Annotated in this window: 32 protein-coding genes; 5 read left to right on the top strand and 27 right to left on the bottom strand. The window is 69.4% G+C overall.

Going from position 1 to position 17870, the window contains the following annotated elements; translation table 11 throughout:
* Positions 1 to 11 precede the first annotated feature (11 nt).
* From ACIQU4_RS15550 to ACIQU4_RS15490, 13 genes are all read right to left on the bottom strand, one after another.
* Positions 12 to 2513: a hypothetical protein gene (locus tag ACIQU4_RS15550; RefSeq protein ID WP_403730042.1), complete on the bottom strand. Its 2502-nt coding sequence runs from the start codon at positions 2511 to 2513 to the stop codon at positions 12 to 14.
* A gap of 89 nt (positions 2514 to 2602) precedes the next feature.
* The gene (locus tag ACIQU4_RS15545; RefSeq protein WP_403730040.1) at positions 2603 to 2971 is read right to left on the bottom strand and encodes a hypothetical protein; all 369 of its coding nucleotides are present in this window, start codon (positions 2969 to 2971) and stop codon (positions 2603 to 2605) included.
* Positions 2968 to 4071 (bottom strand): hypothetical protein, encoded by a 1104-nt coding sequence (locus tag ACIQU4_RS15540; protein WP_403730038.1) that lies wholly within the window; start codon positions 4069 to 4071, stop codon positions 2968 to 2970. The genes ACIQU4_RS15545 and ACIQU4_RS15540 overlap by 4 nt, the downstream gene beginning before the upstream one ends.
* 116 nt (positions 4072 to 4187) lie before the next feature.
* The gene (locus ACIQU4_RS15535; protein ID WP_403730035.1) at positions 4188 to 4373 is read right to left on the bottom strand and encodes a hypothetical protein; all 186 of its coding nucleotides are present in this window, start codon (positions 4371 to 4373) and stop codon (positions 4188 to 4190) included.
* A 183-nt stretch (positions 4374 to 4556) separates the two neighbouring features.
* Entirely contained in the window at positions 4557 to 5660 is a 1104-nt protein-coding gene (locus tag ACIQU4_RS15530; protein WP_403730032.1) for a hypothetical protein, read from the bottom strand.
* 26 nt (positions 5661 to 5686) lie between these two features.
* Positions 5687 to 5905 (bottom strand): hypothetical protein, encoded by a 219-nt coding sequence (locus ACIQU4_RS15525; RefSeq protein WP_403730029.1) that lies wholly within the window; start codon positions 5903 to 5905, stop codon positions 5687 to 5689.
* A 20-nt stretch (positions 5906 to 5925) separates the two neighbouring features.
* Positions 5926 to 6153 (bottom strand): hypothetical protein, encoded by a 228-nt coding sequence (locus tag ACIQU4_RS15520; RefSeq protein WP_403730027.1) that lies wholly within the window; start codon positions 6151 to 6153, stop codon positions 5926 to 5928.
* Entirely contained in the window at positions 6150 to 6362 is a 213-nt protein-coding gene (locus ACIQU4_RS15515) for a hypothetical protein (RefSeq protein ID WP_403730025.1), read from the bottom strand. Before ACIQU4_RS15515 ends, ACIQU4_RS15520 begins: the two co-directional genes overlap by 4 nt.
* Positions 6363 to 6444: 82 nt before the next feature.
* Positions 6445 to 6630 carry a hypothetical protein gene (locus ACIQU4_RS15510; protein WP_403730022.1) on the bottom strand — a complete coding sequence of 62 codons (186 nt, stop codon included), beginning with the start codon at positions 6628 to 6630 and terminating at the stop codon, positions 6445 to 6447.
* Positions 6631 to 6639: 9 nt separating this feature from the next.
* A complete protein-coding gene (locus ACIQU4_RS15505) occupies positions 6640 to 6894 on the bottom strand; it encodes a hypothetical protein (RefSeq protein ID WP_403730020.1) in 255 nt (84 codons plus the stop codon).
* Position 6895: 1 nt separating this feature from the next.
* Positions 6896 to 7315 (bottom strand): hypothetical protein, encoded by a 420-nt coding sequence (locus ACIQU4_RS15500; protein ID WP_403730018.1) that lies wholly within the window; start codon positions 7313 to 7315, stop codon positions 6896 to 6898.
* Positions 7316 to 7358: 43 nt separating this feature from the next.
* The gene (locus tag ACIQU4_RS15495; protein ID WP_403730015.1) at positions 7359 to 7538 is read right to left on the bottom strand and encodes a hypothetical protein; all 180 of its coding nucleotides are present in this window, start codon (positions 7536 to 7538) and stop codon (positions 7359 to 7361) included.
* A 126-nt stretch (positions 7539 to 7664) separates the two neighbouring features.
* The gene (locus ACIQU4_RS15490) at positions 7665 to 8255 is read right to left on the bottom strand and encodes a hypothetical protein (RefSeq protein ID WP_403730013.1); all 591 of its coding nucleotides are present in this window, start codon (positions 8253 to 8255) and stop codon (positions 7665 to 7667) included.
* Positions 8256 to 8467: 212 nt separating this feature from the next.
* Here ACIQU4_RS15490 and ACIQU4_RS15485 point away from each other — a divergent pair, with 212 nt between their 5' ends.
* The 3 genes from ACIQU4_RS15485 to ACIQU4_RS15475 all read left to right on the top strand — a co-directional run bounded on the left by ACIQU4_RS15485 (position 8468) and on the right by ACIQU4_RS15475 (position 9872).
* Positions 8468 to 8701 (top strand): hypothetical protein, encoded by a 234-nt coding sequence (locus ACIQU4_RS15485; protein WP_403730010.1) that lies wholly within the window; start codon positions 8468 to 8470, stop codon positions 8699 to 8701.
* Positions 8702 to 8832: 131 nt separating this feature from the next.
* Entirely contained in the window at positions 8833 to 9465 is a 633-nt protein-coding gene (locus tag ACIQU4_RS15480; RefSeq protein WP_403730007.1) for an NUDIX hydrolase, read from the top strand.
* On the top strand, positions 9462 to 9872 hold the full coding sequence (locus ACIQU4_RS15475; RefSeq protein WP_403730004.1) for an NUDIX hydrolase: 411 nt from the start codon (positions 9462 to 9464) through the stop codon (positions 9870 to 9872). The genes ACIQU4_RS15480 and ACIQU4_RS15475 overlap by 4 nt, the downstream gene beginning before the upstream one ends.
* Before the next feature lie 55 nt (positions 9873 to 9927).
* Here ACIQU4_RS15475 and ACIQU4_RS15470 read toward each other — a convergent pair whose 3' ends face one another.
* A complete protein-coding gene (locus ACIQU4_RS15470) occupies positions 9928 to 10329 on the bottom strand; it encodes a helix-turn-helix domain-containing protein (protein WP_403730002.1) in 402 nt (133 codons plus the stop codon).
* 196 nt (positions 10330 to 10525) lie between these two features.
* On the opposite strand from ACIQU4_RS15470, the gene ACIQU4_RS15465 reads away from it, so the two are divergent.
* Together ACIQU4_RS15465 and ACIQU4_RS15460 are read left to right on the top strand one after the other, a co-directional pair.
* On the top strand, positions 10526 to 10960 hold the full coding sequence (locus tag ACIQU4_RS15465) for a hypothetical protein (protein ID WP_403729999.1): 435 nt from the start codon (positions 10526 to 10528) through the stop codon (positions 10958 to 10960).
* Positions 10957 to 11778 (top strand): hypothetical protein, encoded by an 822-nt coding sequence (locus ACIQU4_RS15460; protein WP_403729997.1) that lies wholly within the window; start codon positions 10957 to 10959, stop codon positions 11776 to 11778. The genes ACIQU4_RS15465 and ACIQU4_RS15460 overlap by 4 nt, the downstream gene beginning before the upstream one ends.
* A 644-nt stretch (positions 11779 to 12422) precedes the next feature.
* On the opposite strand, the gene ACIQU4_RS15455 is transcribed toward ACIQU4_RS15460, so the two are convergent.
* The 13 genes from ACIQU4_RS15455 to ACIQU4_RS15395 form a co-directional block, all read right to left on the bottom strand.
* Positions 12423 to 12944 carry a hypothetical protein gene (locus ACIQU4_RS15455; protein ID WP_403729994.1) on the bottom strand — a complete coding sequence of 174 codons (522 nt, stop codon included), beginning with the start codon at positions 12942 to 12944 and terminating at the stop codon, positions 12423 to 12425.
* Between the two features lie 101 nt (positions 12945 to 13045).
* Positions 13046 to 13390, bottom strand: a complete 345-nt coding sequence (locus tag ACIQU4_RS15450; protein ID WP_403729991.1) for a hypothetical protein — start codon at positions 13388 to 13390, stop codon at positions 13046 to 13048.
* Positions 13387 to 13629, bottom strand: a complete 243-nt coding sequence (locus tag ACIQU4_RS15445) for a hypothetical protein (RefSeq protein WP_403729989.1) — start codon at positions 13627 to 13629, stop codon at positions 13387 to 13389. Before ACIQU4_RS15445 ends, ACIQU4_RS15450 begins: the two co-directional genes overlap by 4 nt.
* The gene (locus ACIQU4_RS15440) at positions 13626 to 14291 is read right to left on the bottom strand and encodes a hypothetical protein (protein ID WP_403729987.1); all 666 of its coding nucleotides are present in this window, start codon (positions 14289 to 14291) and stop codon (positions 13626 to 13628) included. The genes ACIQU4_RS15445 and ACIQU4_RS15440 overlap by 4 nt, the downstream gene beginning before the upstream one ends.
* Positions 14288 to 14497 (bottom strand): hypothetical protein, encoded by a 210-nt coding sequence (locus ACIQU4_RS15435; RefSeq protein WP_403729985.1) that lies wholly within the window; start codon positions 14495 to 14497, stop codon positions 14288 to 14290. The genes ACIQU4_RS15440 and ACIQU4_RS15435 overlap by 4 nt, the downstream gene beginning before the upstream one ends.
* Positions 14494 to 14682 (bottom strand): hypothetical protein, encoded by a 189-nt coding sequence (locus tag ACIQU4_RS15430; RefSeq protein WP_403729982.1) that lies wholly within the window; start codon positions 14680 to 14682, stop codon positions 14494 to 14496. Before ACIQU4_RS15430 ends, ACIQU4_RS15435 begins: the two co-directional genes overlap by 4 nt.
* The gene (locus ACIQU4_RS15425; RefSeq protein WP_403729980.1) at positions 14679 to 14948 is read right to left on the bottom strand and encodes a hypothetical protein; all 270 of its coding nucleotides are present in this window, start codon (positions 14946 to 14948) and stop codon (positions 14679 to 14681) included. The genes ACIQU4_RS15430 and ACIQU4_RS15425 overlap by 4 nt, the downstream gene beginning before the upstream one ends.
* A 72-nt stretch (positions 14949 to 15020) precedes the next feature.
* Positions 15021 to 15200, bottom strand: a complete 180-nt coding sequence (locus ACIQU4_RS15420; protein WP_403729978.1) for a hypothetical protein — start codon at positions 15198 to 15200, stop codon at positions 15021 to 15023.
* 342 nt (positions 15201 to 15542) lie between these two features.
* On the bottom strand, positions 15543 to 15788 hold the full coding sequence (locus ACIQU4_RS15415; RefSeq protein ID WP_403729975.1) for a response regulator transcription factor: 246 nt from the start codon (positions 15786 to 15788) through the stop codon (positions 15543 to 15545).
* Complete coding sequence (locus ACIQU4_RS15410; protein WP_403729973.1) at positions 15785 to 16288, bottom strand: DUF4326 domain-containing protein; 504 nt, start codon at positions 16286 to 16288, stop codon at positions 15785 to 15787. The genes ACIQU4_RS15415 and ACIQU4_RS15410 overlap by 4 nt, the downstream gene beginning before the upstream one ends.
* Positions 16285 to 17031 carry a DNA-methyltransferase gene (locus ACIQU4_RS15405; protein ID WP_403729971.1) on the bottom strand — a complete coding sequence of 249 codons (747 nt, stop codon included), beginning with the start codon at positions 17029 to 17031 and terminating at the stop codon, positions 16285 to 16287. The genes ACIQU4_RS15410 and ACIQU4_RS15405 overlap by 4 nt, the downstream gene beginning before the upstream one ends.
* 70 nt (positions 17032 to 17101) lie before the next feature.
* Entirely contained in the window at positions 17102 to 17365 is a 264-nt protein-coding gene (locus ACIQU4_RS15400; RefSeq protein WP_403729969.1) for a hypothetical protein, read from the bottom strand.
* Between the two features lie 40 nt (positions 17366 to 17405).
* Positions 17406 to 17864: a hypothetical protein gene (locus ACIQU4_RS15395; RefSeq protein ID WP_403729966.1), complete on the bottom strand. Its 459-nt coding sequence runs from the start codon at positions 17862 to 17864 to the stop codon at positions 17406 to 17408.
* Between the last annotated feature and the right edge of the window lie 6 nt (positions 17865 to 17870).

The following is a 17870-nucleotide window of genomic DNA, read 5'->3' as shown; positions in this document are numbered from 1 at the left end:
GGCGTGGCTGTTCAGGCGTCGAGGTATTCGGCGGTGTGCCAGTCGCGTTCGACTTTGCGGAGCTTGCCGAGGCGCTCCAGTCGGGTGGTGGCCCCGGCTACGTTGGCGGGCTTGAGTTCGGTGACCTCGGAGATTTGCTTGTTGCGGCGGGCGCCGGCGTCGACCGCGTGCCAGACCTTCTGTGTGCGGGTGAGCGGCACGAGCTCGTCGAGGTCCTCGTCGTCTACGTCCGCTGTCGGTGCGGGGCTCTTCGTGTCGATGACGGTGACCTTCTTGCTGCTCTTGGCCTGCTGCTCCTTGACGAGGTCGCGGAGGAAGGCCTCCTCGTCGACTGCGTCGAGGTGCCGGTATTCCTCGCGGCGGAGATAGGCCGGGCCGGCCGCTTCGGCTTCGCGGTCGGTGAGGGTCTGGAGCGGGAACTGGCGTGAGACGCGAGCCGGGTTGGTGTGAAACATGGCCCTCGACTGCGTGTACTGGGCCTTGCCGTCGGCGATGTAGAAGAGGCCGCCGGTCTCGGAACCGTCCGGGAACCGCTCTGGGAGGGGAGCGAGCCGAAAGTCCGGGCTGCGCGAGCCGAGCGACATGATGTCCACGTCGGCGCGGGCGGTGCGGAACAGGGCGATGTTCCCGGACTGGAGCATGTCGCGGATGGCGTTGGCGCTGCTGTCGGAACCTAGGGAGTCCAGATTGGGGATCTGGACCCAGATGCGTGCCGCGATGCCGGCGGCCCGGGAGAGCCGGCCGACGCTGGAGACGGACCGGAGTAGCGGCTTTACGTGGTCGGCCTGCGGGTCCTTGAGGACCATCTCGTTGAACTCGTCCCAGGTGACGACCATCGGGGCGAACGGTTCCCAAGGAACGAAGAAGCTCCGGCCGTTCTCTGTGTAGCCCTCCTCGTCGAGCCACTGCATTTTCATCTGCTCGGCGTAGCGGTACTCGCTGGCCCGGTTGGCGCCCTGGCCCATCAGCATCGCCCCGTAGGCCGACTTTACGAGCCAGTCGAGGTCGTTGTTCCAGGGTGCGTATCCGGCGCCGCCCTTGCCGTCGGCCAGCCAGGACACGAAGCCGTTCAGGCGCTGTGAGACCTGGAGGTCTTCTTCCAAGCTGGTCTTTCCGGCGCCGGTGGTTCCGGAGCCGAAGGCCATGACAGCGGAGGCGGAGGGGCGGCCGGACAGGCCGCGGCGGGCGGGGTCGAACTTGAGCAGGCGCCACTTCGCGGGCTGGCCGTAGATGTCCTTGCCGACGGAGATGTAGCCCTGGTCGTCCATGGTGAGGGCGTCCAGGTTGAGCGGCACTCCGCCGGCGAGTGGGTTGACGGACATGTCGTTGACTTCGATCCGTCGGGAGTCGAGGACTCGCAGGTGCAGCCGGGCCGTGCCGTCTTCGCCTTCCATGTCGAGGGCCTGGGCGATGCTGCGCGCCTGGACTTCGGCGACGCCGGCGCCTCGCCGGGGCAGCAGGATCTTGAACTTGCGGCCGAACGGGGTCTCTTCGACGTCGTACAGCTCGCTGCCGGCGTAGGGGCTGAACTCCTTCCACTCGGCGGGCAGGTCGCCGTCGACGAGTTCGGCGGCGGTGGCGCGCAGCCGGACGGTGAGCTTGGCCCGGGAGGCGGGCATGTCGTCGGGCCGGTAGATGTTGACGGCCCTCGGGGGCACGTCGAATGCGATCGAGACCGGGTCTTGGGTGAGGCTGGTGGCGGGCCTGGCGGTGGTGGAGACGATGACCGCGGTGAGCTGGTCGGCGTCAACGTGCACGCTGGTCAGTTTGGAGGCGGGCAGCGGGCCGCGCTCGCCGGCGATCCACTCGGTCCAGCGTGCCTGGTACCAGTCGTCCGGCGCCGCCTTCGGCTCCGGCAGGACGGACAGGGCCGGCTTGTGCAGGACCTTGGCACCCCACGCAGCGGATAGGGAGCCGACGACCAGGTGTGCCCACCAGGGCATGTCCACGAATCCAGTCACGGGGATGGCGGCCAGCGGCCCGGCGAGGAGCGTCATCTCCTTCGCTGTGTACGCACGCCACCAGCCCGTCTCCCAGTCGGGAAGGGTTTTTGCCCACGCGCGACGGAGGAGTTCGCAGCGCGCCCGGCGGGCGTCGGCGGTCACCTTGCGGATGAGTGCCGGCCGATCGGGGTGCCCGTACCAGCCGGCCGGGATGCCGTTGGCCTTGGCTTCCGTACCAGTCTGGGCGAGGCGTCGGCGCATGCGGCGCAGGGTGCGACGGTAGCCGCGCCGACTGGAGCGGCACATCCACTCCCACGGCTCTCCGTTCCCAGGAAGCCAGCGCCACGGGCCGGGCAGCACGCCCAGCACCGCCCAGCCGGCGGCGACACCGGTCGCGCCGAACGTGGTGGCGAGCAGGATGCCGTCGGGCATGACGGCGGGGGCGAGGCCGAGGGCTGCCCCGATGTACAGGCCCGGGTTGCGCTTCATCTGGGAGATCCGCGCCTGAGGGCCGGTCTCCTCATGGAGGGTCTCGTCGTGCTCTTTCTGGGGTGCGATGGTGGTTGCCATCGGGGCCTCTTTCAGGGTCCGTGTGAGGGTGCGGAGGGGCCGCGTATGCGGCGCGGCCCCGTCCGTGGCCTGGCGTTTGGGGCTAAGGGTTAGCGGGGCCGAAGGAACTGGACGTCGGCCATCGGCACGTTGTGAGTGCGGTTGGCGTCGACCATCCGGCCGTGTTGGGCTTGCGTCTCGCTGTCCAGGCCCTGCGCGGCGGCGGACAGGGCGTCGGAGGCGGAGACGATCTGACCGACGTTGCCGGCCATGGCGTTCGACAGGGTCGCGATCTCCATGTAGGCGGTCGTGGTCGGTTCGTCCACGACCAGGAGGGTCATCGCTTCGGAGAGGTAGCGGGCCGAGTCGGCCCGGTCCTCAAACCGTGACTGCAGTCGTTCGACGGCGGCCTGGGTTCGGGCCGCGCGCACGCTGTAGGCGGCTGCCCTGGCGAGTACGGCGGCGTAGGTGGCGGTCATGCTCGGGCTCCTTGCGTCTCGTAGGTGTCGGCTGCGGCGTTCGTGTCCTCGCTGTCGACCGCGTCGGAGATGTAGAACTCCCGCTCCTCGACTTCCTCCATGTCGGCTGCGATGCCGGCGTAGAGGCCCTGGCCGGCCAGCAGGAGGGCCTTGGCCTTCACGACTCCCTCGCCTTGGGCGATGGTGTTGGCGTCCAGCTCGTCGAGCTGCGCGAGGATCACGCGGTACTGCTCCGCGCACCGGGAGATCCAGGCCTGGACGCCGGGGCTCTTGAGTTGCGCGATGAGGGAGTCGGCTCGTCCGATCTCGCGTTCGCAACGTTCCCGGATCCGCCTGTACACGTTCCGGTCGTCGTCGCACATGAGGGAGAGCTCGTCGCTCTCGTCCATGACCGAGTCGTAGGTGACTTCTGTCGCCATCCGGCCGGTCCCTCCTTCGGTGGTCGCTGGTGCGTTCGGGTTGGCGGATTCGGCGGGCTCCGGCACGTGTTCCGACCTGGCCTCGGGGACGCTGGGCCCCGGCGCGGGTGCAGTGATTTCCGTACCGGCTTCGAGCGGGGCGGGGTCCTCGGCGGGCTTGCTCTCCGGGGCCTCTTCAGGCTTATCGGGGGTCACGTTCGCCGGGCCGGCGCTGCCCACTGTCGGTGGGGTGGTCGGCATCGGCGGATGGGCTGGCATGGGCGGCACTTGCGGGCCGTGGACCGGGGCCGGGTCGGGTTCGCCGGCGGCCTTGCGGCGCTTGCGGTACTCCAGCAGGGCTGAGCGGCCGGTGTCCTTCGCCCAGTGCACTCCCCGTGCCGCCCAGTCACCGGCCAGTCGTCCCGCGGGGGTTGCGACGCGGGCAACGGGGGCGTATCCCCGGTAGCCGGCCCGGAAGGCCTCGGGCAGAGTGATCGGACTCGGTTCCGACTTCGGGTCTTCAGGCGATCCCTCTGAGGAGGCCGGGATGCCGTGCTTCTCGGCGATCCTCCGCACCGCCCTCTCGTGGCGGACCTGTTCGCGGATCAGAGAGCGTTGTGCCGGGCTGATGCCCAGCTTGGCCTGTTCGCTCTGCGCCCCCGCGGCCCACGCCAGTAGGCAGGCGGCGAGCAGTATCTCCATCGCTTTCCCTTCACGGTCTGCGACGGGGAGAGGTGAACGGCCTGCTTGTGCGCGCACGTGCGCGCGTAGCAGATCGGAGAGTTCATCTCTACCCAGGTGAATGAACGAGTGAATGATTACGGTGTGTAGTGATCCGTGATGCGTTGGATCGCGTCCGCTGCTTCCCGCCAGGCCCGGTTGGCGATCACCGGATCCACGTGTTGGAGGGTGCTGCGCAGGCGATCCATCCGCCGGGTCGCGCCGGTCTTGGGGGATGCGGCATCTGCGCGCTTGATCTCTTTGGTCCAGTAGTTCGAGCTCATGACGCCATCCCTTCGGGCTCGGGGCAGGTGGGCCGGGTCTGCTTGCCGGGTCTGCGAACGTTCCGCTCACCGGGTCACTCGTCGGCTGACCTGCGGGTTTGTGGTTCCGACTGCTTCCGGCAGTCTCGGCAAGGTCCAGAGGCTGATGCCGCTGGGCCCTGCCAGCTGTGCCGGGGGCGCGGGCTAGGCGGGTACGGCTTCGGCTTCGCGAGTCTCGATGACCCCCCAGATGCGGCGGATGCGCTCCTCGCGGGCCTGGAAGCCGGCATCACGGAAGGCGTCGCATGCCTGCCGGTAGGAGCGAGGGGGCTTCATCGTGTAGCGGAGCCAGCGAAGGACGACTTCGAGCTGTCCGTCGGTGAGACGCACACCCTTCATGGGGGTCTCGATGCCAGCGGCGCGGGCGAGTTCTTCGAGGGTCATTGCGTCCTCGACGGGAACCTGCTCGACTGCCGGTTCGGTGTCCGTTTCGTCCGCGGTCACGGGCGGGGTGGTCACGGCCTCGATTTCCGGGATGACCTGTGTGACCACAGTGTGACCATCCAGCTCCGGCGGGGTGTGACCCACGGGTGTGACCACAGGGCGCGACCCGACGGTCAGAAGCTCCCGGGACATGAACGCTGCCGCCTTCTCGCCGTGCTTCCTGTCGGCCGCGGCGAGGGTCTTTTCGGCCTTGGCGCGGGCCTTGCTGATCTTCTTCTGGGCGTCGGTCAGGACCTCAGCGCGGGCGGTTTGGCGGTGCAGCTCGGCGAGGTGCCCGGCAGTCTCGTCGAGGACTTCGGTACGGGCTTCCGATCGGAGGTGACGGGCGTCGGCCGCGGCGAGGGCTCGGGCGTTGCGGTCCGCGGCCGACTGCTCGGCGATCAGGGCCGCGGTCGTAGGGTCCGCGAGCACGTTCGCAGCGAACAGGCGGAGCCCCATGAAGGCTGCTGCAGCGACCGGGGCGCCTGCAAAAACCTGAGCGTGCCCGAGGATGAAGAGCGCCGCGGTTGAGACGCTGATCGCGACGACCGACACTCCGAGCGTCACTGCCATCCCGATGACGGACCTCTGCCGGATCGCCAACTCGGACATCCGCAGGGCGCCGATCCACAGGGCGTCGTAGACGACGGCGACGGACCAGCCGACGATCGTCCCGAGATTCCCGGGCAGGCCGAGCACGGAACCCAGCTTGTCCCCGAGGGTCGCCGCTACCAAGACCAGGGCGCCCAGGGTAAGGAGCTTCTCGATGACTGCGATGATGCCGACGCCGGATGCCACGGACTGGATCTTGTCGATGTACTTCACGGGTCCTCCTTTCAGAGGCGTGAGGACTACGCGGCGCGGCTGGCGTGGTCGTCGAGCTGGTCGGCGAGCTTGGTCACGCCCGGGTTCGCCATGTCGTAGGACAGGACCTCCCAGCGGGCCGCGGCCCGTCCGGCCCTAGTCATGGCCTGGTCGTAGGCGGCGATGAGCTGCTCGCGGAAGTCGCGTTCGGCCCAGGCGGCCTCCAGGTCGGTCGGCTGCTCGATCTCGGTGGCGGTGGCGTTCATGGCGGTGGTCCTTCCGTTGGTCAGGCGGTGTAGTAGGCGAGGGCGTCGCGTGCTTCGGCGGTGCTGAGGGGGCCGTCGTCGAGGCCGGACAGCCTGCGGGCCTGGTCCTGGACGTCGGCAGGGGTGACGGCCGCGGCCTTGCAGCCGGCGGCGTAGAGCGCGAGGTGAGCGGCTTGGCGGGCGACCCGCATGCGGTTGATCGCCCGGTAGGCGGCGTGACGGTCGGCGAGGCGTTCGGTGCCGGTCACGGTTCGGCCGTGATGTGCGGCGGCTCGGTCAGCACGCCGTGCTGGTCGGTGTGGATCTCGTAGTCGTCCTCCCGGCACTCGAAGCCGTAGCCGTCGCCCTCCTCGTACCGGCGGAGCGGGTGGCTGCAGTGCTTGGGCGGGTTGGCGATGTCGATCTGGTCGCCGGTCCACAGGTCACTGTCGTGGTCGGGGGTGGGGATGAAGACCATGGGTCAGCCCTCCTGGGCGTTGTCGCGGGTGTCGGCCTCGTCGAATCTGGGCATGGCTGCCCTCTGGTGGTCAGGCGGGTGGTCAGCGCTGCTGGAGGCGGGCGTTGAGGATGTCCATCGCTTCGGCCTGCTCGTCGGGGGACGCCATGGCGAGCTGTGCCTGGACTCGCTCGTCGGCTTGCTCTCGGGTCATGAGGCCGGCGTTGGTGCGGGCGGCGATCTGCTCAAGCTGGTGGGCGAGCATCTTTCCGTGGGTGTAGAGGGCCATTGCCGACTCCTACTTCTGGTTGCTGGCGTTGCTGTGGGCGTTGGCGAGTGTGTCGGCCATGCCCGCGGGGCCGCCGGGCGTGCCGCCGTTGGTGATCTGCTGGTAGACGGCCTGGGACACCTCGGGCTGGGCGATGATCGTGGCGGGGGTGGGCTGCTCGGGCATCGGGTTGGTCCCTTCGTTGGTCGGCTGGTCGGCGGCCTCACAGGCGGCGTTGCAGTACGGGTGGCCGCCGGGGGCCCCGCAGAGCAGGCACTCGTCCATGTCAGGCCCCGGGGCGGGGCATCGCCCGGCAGGTCTCGGCGTGGGCCTGGGCCCACTTCAGGGCGTCGGGCACCATCAGGAACGGGGCCTTCCCGGTTTCGTCCGCGTCGGTCGCGAGGGGGTGCTTGGCCGGGGACGTCACCGTGTGCTGGGGGTCGACGCATCCGAATCCGGCGCACTCGGCGATGACGGAGAACCGGACGACCTGCTCTTCACCGCCGGTGGGCAGGTAGCGCCGGGTGAACGTGGCGTGGATGTCCACGCCGATCTCGGCGCCGGCGAGGGCGATGAAGCCCCCGACGGGCTGAACGGCCTTTTCGTCGGACAGGAAGTAGGCGTCACGCTTGCTGGCGATGTACGAGCGGCGGTCGCGGATGGCCTCGGCGATGGAGTGAACGGAAGCGGGCGTGGTTTCGGGCATGGCTGTCCTCCGGTTGGTCGTGCCGGGGTGGGGTGGGTGGGGTTCAGGCGTTGAGTTCGCGGCGGAGGGTGTCGGCCGTCGTCTGGTGCTCATCGGCCAGCTCGCGGTACTGACGGGCGAAGTGTTCACCCATCGGGCCGTCGCCCTCGCAGTCGTCGGCCGTCTGCTGGAGACGGGCCGCCTCCTCGTAGTGCATGCGAACCCAGTCGCGAAGCTCGAACATGACGTCCCCTCGCTAGCTGCGGTGGGTGTGCTGCTGGCCGGTGCCGAGGCAGCTACTCGCCGTCCTGCGGGTCGATGGGGTCGTGGTCGCCCTGCCCGCACCAGTCGCATGCGGTGATCGCGGCGCTCATGACGTCATCGCCGGGCGGCGGACGTAGGAGGCGGCAGCGTGCGCGGCCATGTCGGCGGCGACGAGGCGGAGCAGTCCAGCCAGGTCGCCGATGGTGATGCCGGCGAGCAGGTTGTCGATGTCGTCGATGGCGTCCTCGACCAGCTTGTCGACCTGCTGGCGGGCGACGTAGGCACGAGACCGGGCGTCGTACAGCAGACGGTCAGCAGCGTCGAGGGCGTCGTGCTTGGCCTGGCTGGGCTCCTGCCAGAGCAACGCGTCCCGCTCGCGCTCGGCCTTGGTGGTGGCCTGCTGGAGCGGGGCGAGGATCTGACTGCCGGCCCGGCCGAGGAACAGGCGGAGGATGCGGCCGTTGACGCTGGCCTCAGCCGGGAAGGTCGTCTCGTCCGCGATGGTCGCGGCCGTCTCCAGCAGGTCCCGCATGGACGGAGCGAGCTGGCCGAAGCCGTGCTTGATCTCAAGGAGCGCGAGACGCTGCGGCTGCTCGACGACGAGCGGGCCGGCACCGCGCTTGATCCCCGCGGCGATCAGGCGCCGGACCGGGGTCGGGATCCCAGGCGTGGCCTGGGTAGAGTTCTGCGTAGCCATCAGGGTTCGCTCCTGTTGGTTAGGCCCTGGCGTGGGAGTGGAGTCCCTGCCGGGGCCGTTCTGTTTTCGGTTGTGGCATGCCGGTGGAGCGGCACTGTGAAGCCTTCCGGCGGTGGAGCGCCGTCGTCTTCAATAACCTCATTGAAGACCCATCGAGGCGCCGTGTCAACGCCCCCATTGAAGATGCCCGAAATCGGCTCTACTCTGAGGCCATGACCGACACCCCAACCGAGGAAGCCGCCACGCAGCCATCCGTCGAAGACCTGGCCGAGCGCTTCCGTATCGCCCGCGCACGCCGCGCCAAGATCGCCCTGGAAGACCGCAGCCTCAAGGCCGTTGAGAAGGATGTCGTGTGGACCCTCTACGAGGGACGCACCTGGAAGCAGGTTGGCGAAATCCTCGGATTCAGCGGGTCCCGGGCGGAGGCCATTGCCCGCGGCCGGTGAGGTCGTTGTCTGCATGCCTTGAGTCAACTCGGCCAGCACGTGGCCGACGAGCGGCTGCCGCATAGCCGCCGTACAGGAGACGATCAGTGGCTGTACAGGTCGCAGGACACGCGACGCCAGGAGGCGCGATTGTGGACGTCATCACCTGGACCGGCGAGCTGGCCTGCCACCTGCAGGCCGCGCACCGGATGGGCCGCGAGGAGTTCGCCGGACGTCTCGGCGTGCACCCGCAGACCGTCGCCGGCTGGCATGCCCGGCCGGGGATCGTACCGAGGTCTGACATGCAGGCCGCCCTGGACACCCTCTACGAAAGGGCCCCTGCCCCTGTGCGTCTACGCTTCGCCCGCCTCGCCCAACCGCCCGCCGACACTGCGGCGCAGGCTCTCCGTGTCGCGATCGCCGTCGTGCTCCGCGGCGCCGAGGTGCTCCTCGTGCAGCGGCGGGACGGCGGTGACCTGCACTGGCAGTTCCCGGCCGGCGTCGTGAAACCGGGCGCCGAGGTCGCGGCCGTCGCCGTGAAGGAGACCCGCGCCGAGACGGGCGTGCACTGCACCATCCGCCAAGCTCTCGGCTCCCGCCTCCACCCGACCACCGGCGTCGAGGCGTCTTACCTGCTCTGCGATCACCTGATGGGCGAGGCATCGAACCTCGACCCTGCTGAGAACGCCGAGGCCGCGTTCGTGCCAGTCTCCGACCTGACCCGTTTCATCCCGCCGGACCGGATCTACCGGCCGGTCCTCGACGCCCTAGGAGTCGCCGCATGACCGACATGACCGAGCAGCCGCCGCGCGTCTCCATGGCGGTCATCGCAAGCGAGGGCCGTGTCCTGATGATCCGTCGACGGCAGCGGGAGGGTCGGCTGTCCTGGGCGCTGCCTGGCGGCGGCATCGAGGCGGGCGAGACTCCCGAGCAGGCCGCAGTCCGCGAGGTCGCCGAGGAGACGGCTCTGGAGGTCAAGGCTGTGCGAGTCATCGGGCAGCGCATCCACCCGGACTCCGGCGCCGACATGACCTACGTGGCCTGCGAAGCCGTGGCCGGCGAGGCCCGGGTCGAGGACGCCGAGGAGCTGGCCGAGGTCGCATGGGTCCTGCTCGACGAGATCCCCACCTACGTGCCGTGGGGGCTGTACCCACCCGTGCAGGAGTACCTCGATGGTGAGCTGACCGCCTGACCCCAGACGCATGAGTGCCCCCGACCTGTAGTTGAGGTCGGGGGCACTTGCTTTCCTAGCTGATCACTCCACGGCGCTTTAGCTCATCAGTCAGCCGACTGGAGAGGTCGCGAATCTCGGCGGCAGTCATGGAGTCAGCCACAGCAACGATTGCGCTGGTTACGGTCTCGCCGAGTTCCCCCTCAGGAATCCGAACGAAGGAAACGTCACCCTCGGACCCCTCGATCGCGAGCGGCCCTTCGGCCCCATCGAGCATAGAAGCGCAAGAGCCGGGAGCCCATCCCAGCGCAGGCTCGATCTTCATCAGCGTCGTCGACCGCATCGGCTCGGCTCGCTCGATCTTCTGGATCGTCGCACGAGAGACGCCCGCACGGTCAGCCAGCTCATGCTGCGTGAGGCGCAGCCTGCCGCGGGCGTCCTGCACCGCTTTAGCGAGCCTCCTCCGGTTCTCCTCCATGCCCACATGATGCACGGCAGGCCACAAAAAAGCCAGAGCTGCCTTCATATGCTTACTTAGGCTTGCTTTTGGGCTTGCGGAGCCCCTACGGTGAACGCAGAACGGCCGAGGCGGTGGAACGCCTCGGCCGTGTTCAACCAGCGGTTACAGCCGCTGATCAGTAGAGGTCCCATCTGCGTGAAAGGAGCGCTCTTTCATGAGCCTAGCAACGCGCACGGCTATCGCCCAGTCCGCCACAACTGTTGTGCCCAGCGTCACCGCCTCCGAGGAGCTGGCCTGCTTCGCCGATAGTCACAGCATCGTCCTGCAAGTCCGAAAGCGCCGCAGCAGCAAGTGCTCGCTGAGCTTCGGCCGGCTTGACGACCAGCGCCACGTGATCGTCATGAACCCGGACAGCGACCCCGCCGAAGTACTCGACTTCGCAAAGACCGTGGTTGAGCGGAGCGAAACGGACCGCAAGGTCTTTGCCATTGAGGAGGCGCTGGCAGCGGCCGCCGACGGGAAGCCGGGGTTCGCCGAGCTGGCTGTCCTGTTCAAGCACTCGTCGCTGTGGAAGCTGAACGGCGCCGGCCAGTTCATCCGCCTCATCGAAGACACCCTGGCCACCCTGCGCCAGGAGGCGACCGCATGAGCGCACTCGTCTCCGCCGGTGAGGTCACGCCGTTCGATAGCCTCCGGCGCCTCCGTTCGAACGGGTCAGAGTTCTGGTCTGCTCGCGAGCTGATGCCGTTCCTCGGCTACGCCAAGTGGGAGCGGTTCGCGGAGTCGGTGGAGCAGGCGCGTGGGGTGATCGCGGCCCAGGATGGGGAGTCGGCTGCCGACAGGGAAGCTTCCCTGTGCCGGGAAGCTTTCGGCAGGACGAACCAGGTGGGCGTGAACTACCACCTGTCGCGGCGAGCCGCCTACTTGACGGCAATGCGGGGCGATTCCCGCAAGCCCGAGATCCAGCAGGCGCTGGTGTACTTCGCTGTGAAGACCAGGGAAGCCGAGCTTGGCGCCCCCGCCCCCGCCCCGTTGGAGATCACCGCCGCGGCTGGCCCGGTCTCGTACCGCGATCAGGCGGAGATCCTGGCGATCCTTCGTCCGGCTCTGCCTGAGCCTTACGCGACGGCGACGGCGAAGGTGATCCTGGCTCGTGCGATGGGTGAGCGGCCGGAGTTGGACCCGGCCGAGACCCCGCTGTACGCGGCGACGTTCCTGGCGGAGAAGGGTCACAAGGCGAAGACGGTCGCGAAGTTCCAGTCCGGTTTCGGGGCGCGGGTGTCGAACGCGTTCCTGAAGCGTCACGGCCGTCGGCCGGAGAAGATCCCTGGCCCGGCCGGCTCGCGGATCGACAAGGTGGCCGTGTACTCGGATGAGGATCGGCCGCTGCTGGAGGAGGTGTACGCGGGGATGGCCGATCTGATCTCCGCGTTCGAGCATGGGGATCAGATCGCACTGAGCGCCTGATCTTGGACATGCTAGAAGCCTCGCCACCCAAGGATGGCGGGGCTTCGCCATTCCTGTGCCGCCGACGGTAGGGCTGGGCCATGCTGTATGGATGAGCGGGAAGCCTTGCCCGGCTTGCGGTGGCTCCGGGCTGACTGAGCACACCGAGCATTCTGTGGAGACGGACGAGAAGGGTCACCAGCGGCCAGTGGTCCGGCAGTGGACTGGCTCGTGCAGTAGCTGTAGTGGGACCGGGGAAGTCCATTGAGGAGGAGTGCATGCGGACGGTGTACGTCTGTCTGGGGTGTGCGGTGCAGTATCTGCCGCCGGAGTCGATGAGCTATCCGTCGTCGGGGTTGGTTGCGAGTCCGGTTCACTGCTCGCTGCCGTCGTGTCGGAGTTCGACGGAGGATGCGCTGCGGGTGATGGGTGTGGCTGAGGATGTGGCCGCCGCGATGATCCGACGTGCGGCCGGCCTGTCTGGGGCGGTTCGGAAGGGGCGGCCGGGCAGGCTGGCGCGGGGTCGGCGGTCGGAGGCGGGCCCGGTGGGTGCCAGGAGCAAGCTGCGGTAGGAACGTGCGTGCGAAGGCCCCAGCTGGATTGGCTGGGGCCTTCGTCGTGCCGGGGTTCAGTCAGGGCGCCCCCGGGGACCCCCACGGTGAGGCTTAGGGGAGCTTGGCGGCGGCCTTCTCGTAGTCCGCGGCCTGTGCGGGGGTGAGGAGTCGGCTGACGCGGATGAGGGTCGTGCCGTGGACGTAGTCGTATTCGGCGAGTGCGGGCATGGCTTTTGATGTTGTCTGGATGTAGTCGGCGCGGGCTTTGGCTTCGGGGGCGGTGGGGAAGGTTTCGATGCTGCCGCCGAGTTCGAGGTCGTCGGGTTCGTGGCCTTCGGTTTGTTCGGCGGGGATTCGCGCGTCGGTGAAGGTGATCTTTGAGGTGTAGCCGTGGGGCCGGCCGAGCATGTGGTTCGGTTCGTTTTCGGCGGTGACGGTGGTGCCGAGTTTGGCGGTGGGTACGGCGGCGGCGATGGCGGTGAACGCGCCCGAGGCGTCGGCCGCGGGCTTGGTTGGGGCTGGTGCGGGCTGGCCGGCTTGCCCGCTTGGGGCGGCCTTGGGTGTGGCGCTGCTGCAGCCGGCCAGCAGGACGGCGGTGGCGGCGGCTGCAGCGGCGATGATGGCTCGGTTCATGGGGTCCCCTGGGGTGCGTGAGGGCCCTATCTGACCGGCTGCTGGGGGCGGCTGGGGCGGGTGTTGCCGTTTCGTGACGGCGAAGTCTGGGATGCGGGCATTCAGGCGGCGGGCGGAAGTGGTCTGGCGGACGGCCCCGCTGGTCCTTCGGGGGTCGGCCCCGGCTTGGTTGTCCGCTTGTTGAAGATGGTCTGGCAGGGGCTGTCGGCGTGGTAGCTGACGCTGACGGTGCTTCCTTCGACGGGTCCCGGGGTGGTGTGCGTGGCGCTGGGGCTGTCGCGGAGGGGCTTGCGGCAGACGTTGCAGCGCACCTTCCACAGGTTCCGGTTGCCTGCGACAGCCTCAAGGTATTGGAAGTGGCGTTCGCGCCGGCCCAGGCGCCATGCCGTGAGGAGCAAGATGCCGTGCGCGAGGTTGGTCAGGAAGGTGGTCAGTTCGTGCGTCACGGCCCGATCTCCTTCGCGCCTTCGAGGGCGGCGAGCAGCGCGTTGGCCGCCTCGTCCATGTTGATCACGGCGCCGGGCTGCGCGCCGGTCTGCTGCCATTTGGCGGCGAGGGCACGGACACGGGTGAGGGCGGCCTCGTCCTTCTCGCCGCTGGCGGCAATCTCGGCTATCCCGAAGATGTCGAAGTTCTCCATGAACCACTGCGCGCGGGGGCTGAGATCATCGAAGGGGCTGCTCACGGGGTCTCCTTCGCCTGGTCGCCGCGGAGGACGGCGAACAGTTGGTCGGTCTGTTCGGCGGTCAGGTTGTGGCGGGCCCATGCGCGGGCGGCGTCGATGCGTTCGACGAGGGCGACCGCCCGCCGCTGGCTGGCCTCCAGCTCGGCGTCTGGGTTCGCGAGGATGTGCGCTTCGGCGATGCGGAGTCCGGTCGCGATGGCGTTGTGCTCGTTGCTGGTGCGGTGGTTGCCGGCGTCGTGGGCGTCGTCGGCTTTCCGCTCGCGGGCCGTGATGCTGGCGCGGATGAGGCCGAGGCCCGACTGGCCGGGGGTCTTGGCCGTCGGTGTGCAGCAGGTGCAGCTGGGCGGGCACGGGCACTCGCGGGCGTCGGACCGGGCGAGCCGCTGCCGCAGCTGCTCGTACTCGTCGGCGGTGGGTCCCGCGTCGCCGCGTCCGCACTGCGGGCAGTAGCCGCAGAGGGCCTTGTCGCGGCTGGCCTGCGTTTCGGCGGGGATCGGAGACGCGGCCTCACTCGCAACCCAGGCAGCGGTAGCGAAGAGGCCGGCCTGGCAGGGCGGTTCGTAGGTGTGCTGTTCCGCGCAGGCCGGGCTGCAGCGGTTGGCGCGGAGCTTGGCGTTGATCTCCGGCATGGTGAGGGCGCGGCCCTCGGGCTGGTCGTTCACAGGTACTCCTTCGATGGCTTGATCGTCTGGATGCGCCGTAGCCGCAGATACGTCCCTCGTCCTGCGGGCCTCCCGTGGTCGCCGGGGATGGGCCGCAACCGTCGGGCATGCAGGTCGACGTGGGCCTGCTCGTCGGGGTCAGGTAGGGCGGTGTCGCAGGGCTCGATGTCCCAGCCGGGCGACCACAGTTCGAGCTGGCCGGTCACGGCGCGGACTCGGCGGGGAGCCGGTCGCGGTTGCTGTACGGAGGTTCGGCACTCTGCTGCCACCAGCGGCCCGCCGCCTGGTCCCAGTGCTTCCATTCGGGGTGGGGGCCGGCGAGGAGGGTGCACGTCCAACCGGACAGCTGATCGGCGCAGGCGAGGAGGTTGAGCTCGGGGTAGTCGGTCACTGTCCGGCCTCCAGTACGTAGCCGTTGCGGCGGGGCTTGCCGTCGCGGGTAGTCGCGGTGGCGTGGAGCTGGCTGGCCTCGATGGAGCGGCGGCGGACTTCGCGGCTGGTCTCGGTGAGGGTGACGACGTCGACCTTGCCGTAGCCCCACACGCCGGGGATGGTGATCGGCGTGCCGACGACCTTGATGCGGCGGTGTCGGTCGTCCGGGTCGCTCGGGCTGGGCGGGACGGAGCGGTAGATCTGGCCGGGCTGAATGGCGGTCATGAGGGCGGGTCCTTCCGGTGGTGTGGGTGGTCCGGGCCGGCCGCCCCGACAGGACGACCGGCAGGGCGGGGGTCAGCGGCGGCCGGCGGTCCAGCAGTCGGGACACAGGTCCCGGCCGCCGGGGCGTTGCCGCCAGCCGCCGGGGCGACGGATGCGACGAACGTCGGTCACGGTGCGGGCGGTCGGATGGTGGGTGGCGTTGGAGCAGTCGGGCCCGTCGCAGTTGACGGCCGGGAAGTTGTCGGCGGACACGGTTCTCCTTGTGCGCGCGGGTCGGGTCAGGCGGACGGTTGGGGTGACGGACGGCTGTACGGGGCAGGCCATGGAGCGGGGTTGCCGTTTGCGGCCCGCTGGGAACGTCTCTGGCGGCCTATCTCCCGCCGGATGGGCTGGGAGGCCGGGAAGCGTCTGCGTGAGCCTCAGGGGCCTTCTGGAGCGTCCTGGCCCGCTGGAGTGCCGCCTCAAGCGCCCCAACCTGTCGCCGGCTGGCATCGAGCGCCCGGATCCGGTCGCGCAACATGTCCGCCTCAACCGCATCCAACGGCCGCTGCTCGGCAACTGCGACAAGCGCGAGGAGCTGGTTCAGGTAGCGGCTCATGCTGCGGACTCCTTCGGCACGGGATGGGCGAGACCAGCGGCGACGGCCAGGGCGACGGCGTGGGTCCGGTCGACGGCGTGCAGGCGGGGCTTGATGTACCTCCGCCAGTCGTCCCGGACGGTGTGGATGCTGATGCCGAGCCGGTGGGCGATCTGCTGATCGGTCGCTCCGTCGGCGGCGAGGCAGACGATCTGCAGCTCACGCGGCGACAGGTGCGGCACCGGCCGGGCGGGCGCGGTCACGACTCGCCGCGCTGGATCTCGGTGCCCACCTCGCGCAGCACGTCGTCCGGGTCGCCGTCCGAGTTCGCGAGGGCCAGCAGCACCGCCCCGTGGCAGACGTCCGGCTGGCCGGGCTGAGGCAGCGGGCAGGTGCAGGCGAGGTCCTGGCCGCGAAGGTCGGCGAGCCCGGCGAGCATGACGCGCCGGTCGAGGGTCTGGCGGCCGAGGCGGTAGGCCTCTTGGTACCAGCCGCCAGCGGTGCCCACCCGCAGCCACTCGGCGAAGTTCACGACGACGACGCGGCGGGGGTTCGAGAACTCGGCGTCGATGGCGTCCTGGATGGTGAACGGGTTCCCGTACCGGCTGGGGCGGCTGACGATCACGGCGTTGTCGGGCTTGCGCCAGCCCTTGGTGCGGCGGCGCTGGATACGAACGGCCATCGGGTTCTCCTCGGGGTGGTGGGATGCTTCGGTCTGGCTGGCCCCCTCGGTTGCGTCGAGGGGGCCAGCCGTCTGCGTCACGGAGTGGGGATCAGCGGGGCTGCGGCAAGCCGTCGGGCCGCGGCCTCGATGTACCGCTCGTCGGCTTCGACGCCTATGGCGCGACGGCCGAGCATCCGGGCGGCGTCGAGGGTGCTGCCAGAGCCGGCGAACGGGTCGACGACCAGGCCGCCGATGGGGCTGCCGTACTCGATCAGTGGGGCCAGGAGCTCGACAGGCTTCTCCGTGGGGTGCCGCCGCTGATACCGGACGGCCCCTGCCTTGATCACCGACCGTGCGAGGCGGGTCCCGTTGTCGACGTAGGTGTGCGGGCCGATGACCCCGGTGTGCGGGGTGCGGGAGCCCCGGCCGCGGGCGGACTTGTCGGGCCCGCTGTACGCGGTCCGCGGGGTGTCGTGGTGAATGTCCCGCCAGTCGCCCCGGTACCAGTGCGTGGCGATCTCGTGGACGCGGCGGAACCGGTCCCGGGCAAACCCGCTGCCGTTGGACTTCTCCCAGACGACGTCCTGGGAGAGCTTCCAGCCGTCGAAGTCGCTTCGCCGCTCGAGGAGCATTCGCATGCTGCCGAAGCACCACATGCTGCTTGTCACAGCGGCGGCGATGGACGGCCAACCTTCTGGCCAGTTGTCCCAGGCGAGCGTCGTGCACTGGTACGGCGGGTCCGTGACGACCAGGTCGGCCTGCAGGTTGAGCGCGGGCAGGACCTCCCGCATGTCGCCGAGGTAGAGCTCGACTTGATCGTCGCGGTAGTAGGGCTCGGTCATCGGGTCTCCCTGGTCGCTGCGGGCGGTTGTCGTCTCGGGGCTGTCGCGGAGGGCGGGCTAGCCGCGCGGGTCAGGCGGCGGACTCGTCGTCGGGTGCGTCGTGGTCGTCGTCGCCGACGAGCGGGTAGCCGGCGGTCCGAAGCTGGTCGGCGAGGTCGTTGCAGTCGAGGCCACCGATGTCGTTGGACGCGATGACGTAGTCGGTGACGATCTGCATGACTGGCGCCACGGCCTCGTAGGCGTGGTTGTTGAGCAGGTTGTTCGCCTCGTAGCGGTTCAGGTCGGCCTTGGTGAGGGCGTTGAAGGCGGCAATGCGGGCGGGCTGCTCGGTCATGGGGTTGCCTTTCGGGGTCGGCGTGATGCCTGGCGGCGGGTCACGCGCTCTGCGGGGCGGAGGCGAGGCGGGCGGGGTGACTGGCCACGACGCGGCCGTCTTCGCGGCAGGGGTCGCCGGACGGGGCCTGGCAGGTGGGGCAGACGTCGGCCATGTCGGAGGCGCTGATGGTCATCAGGACGATCGGCCCGTCGCCGACTCCGGCCGGCTCGCAGCACAGGCACCACTCGCAGTTGCAGGAGTGCTCGACGAAGTCCATGGCTTCGGTGTTGAAGTCGGCGTCGGCGTCCTCGAGCGGGCCGTCCCACCGGTTGTCCGCGCGCTCGGTCTCGACGGCCTTCCGGACTGTGGCGAGGGCTTCCTCGAGGAGCTCAAGCCGGTGGGCGACGAGGTCGGGGTGCCAGACCAGGTGGCCGCGGACCTGGAGGTCAGACCAGTCCGCGATGAGCTGGTGGGCGGCGACGGTCAGATCGTGCATGTGGAGGCTGGTGTCGTTCATCAGGCG

Source organism: Streptomyces sp. NPDC090741, from assembly GCF_044769045.1.
In the GTDB taxonomy this organism is placed as follows: Bacteria; Actinomycetota; Actinomycetes; order Streptomycetales; family Streptomycetaceae; genus Streptomyces.
Note: the sequence above shows the minus strand (reverse complement) of the source record. Positions and strands in the feature narration are given on the sequence as shown.

What these genes read in the sequence shown, in the direction of transcription:
- ACIQU4_RS15465 (WP_403729999.1), top strand. Translation starts at nt 10,526, where the DNA reads ATGAGCCTAGCAACGCGCACGGCTATCGCCCAGTCCGCCACAACTGTT.
- ACIQU4_RS15395 (WP_403729966.1), bottom strand. Translation starts at nt 17,864, where the DNA reads ATGAACGACACCAGCCTCCACATGCACGATCTGACCGTCGCCGCCCAC.
- ACIQU4_RS15455 (WP_403729994.1), bottom strand. Translation starts at nt 12,944, where the DNA reads ATGAACCGAGCCATCATCGCCGCTGCAGCCGCCGCCACCGCCGTCCTG.
- ACIQU4_RS15425 (WP_403729980.1), bottom strand. Translation starts at nt 14,948, where the DNA reads ATGACCGCCATTCAGCCCGGCCAGATCTACCGCTCCGTCCCGCCCAGC.
- ACIQU4_RS15475 (WP_403730004.1), top strand. Translation starts at nt 9,462, where the DNA reads ATGACCGACATGACCGAGCAGCCGCCGCGCGTCTCCATGGCGGTCATC.
- ACIQU4_RS15535 (WP_403730035.1), bottom strand. Translation starts at nt 4,373, where the DNA reads ATGAGCTCGAACTACTGGACCAAAGAGATCAAGCGCGCAGATGCCGCA.
- ACIQU4_RS15510 (WP_403730022.1), bottom strand. Translation starts at nt 6,630, where the DNA reads ATGGCCCTCTACACCCACGGAAAGATGCTCGCCCACCAGCTTGAGCAG.
- ACIQU4_RS15550 (WP_403730042.1), bottom strand. Translation starts at nt 2,513, where the DNA reads ATGGCAACCACCATCGCACCCCAGAAAGAGCACGACGAGACCCTCCAT.
- ACIQU4_RS15505 (WP_403730020.1), bottom strand. Translation starts at nt 6,894, where the DNA reads ATGGACGAGTGCCTGCTCTGCGGGGCCCCCGGCGGCCACCCGTACTGC.
- ACIQU4_RS15400 (WP_403729969.1), bottom strand. Translation starts at nt 17,365, where the DNA reads ATGACCGAGCAGCCCGCCCGCATTGCCGCCTTCAACGCCCTCACCAAG.
- ACIQU4_RS15500 (WP_403730018.1), bottom strand. Translation starts at nt 7,315, where the DNA reads ATGCCCGAAACCACGCCCGCTTCCGTTCACTCCATCGCCGAGGCCATC.
- ACIQU4_RS15515 (WP_403730025.1), bottom strand. Translation starts at nt 6,362, where the DNA reads ATGGTCTTCATCCCCACCCCCGACCACGACAGTGACCTGTGGACCGGC.
- ACIQU4_RS15545 (WP_403730040.1), bottom strand. Translation starts at nt 2,971, where the DNA reads ATGACCGCCACCTACGCCGCCGTACTCGCCAGGGCAGCCGCCTACAGC.
- ACIQU4_RS15490 (WP_403730013.1), bottom strand. Translation starts at nt 8,255, where the DNA reads ATGGCTACGCAGAACTCTACCCAGGCCACGCCTGGGATCCCGACCCCG.
- ACIQU4_RS15540 (WP_403730038.1), bottom strand. Translation starts at nt 4,071, where the DNA reads ATGGAGATACTGCTCGCCGCCTGCCTACTGGCGTGGGCCGCGGGGGCG.
- ACIQU4_RS15485 (WP_403730010.1), top strand. Translation starts at nt 8,468, where the DNA reads ATGACCGACACCCCAACCGAGGAAGCCGCCACGCAGCCATCCGTCGAA.
- ACIQU4_RS15495 (WP_403730015.1), bottom strand. Translation starts at nt 7,538, where the DNA reads ATGTTCGAGCTTCGCGACTGGGTTCGCATGCACTACGAGGAGGCGGCC.
- ACIQU4_RS15405 (WP_403729971.1), bottom strand. Translation starts at nt 17,031, where the DNA reads ATGACCGAGCCCTACTACCGCGACGATCAAGTCGAGCTCTACCTCGGC.
- ACIQU4_RS15470 (WP_403730002.1), bottom strand. Translation starts at nt 10,329, where the DNA reads ATGGAGGAGAACCGGAGGAGGCTCGCTAAAGCGGTGCAGGACGCCCGC.
- ACIQU4_RS15460 (WP_403729997.1), top strand. Translation starts at nt 10,957, where the DNA reads ATGAGCGCACTCGTCTCCGCCGGTGAGGTCACGCCGTTCGATAGCCTC.
- ACIQU4_RS15525 (WP_403730029.1), bottom strand. Translation starts at nt 5,905, where the DNA reads ATGAACGCCACCGCCACCGAGATCGAGCAGCCGACCGACCTGGAGGCC.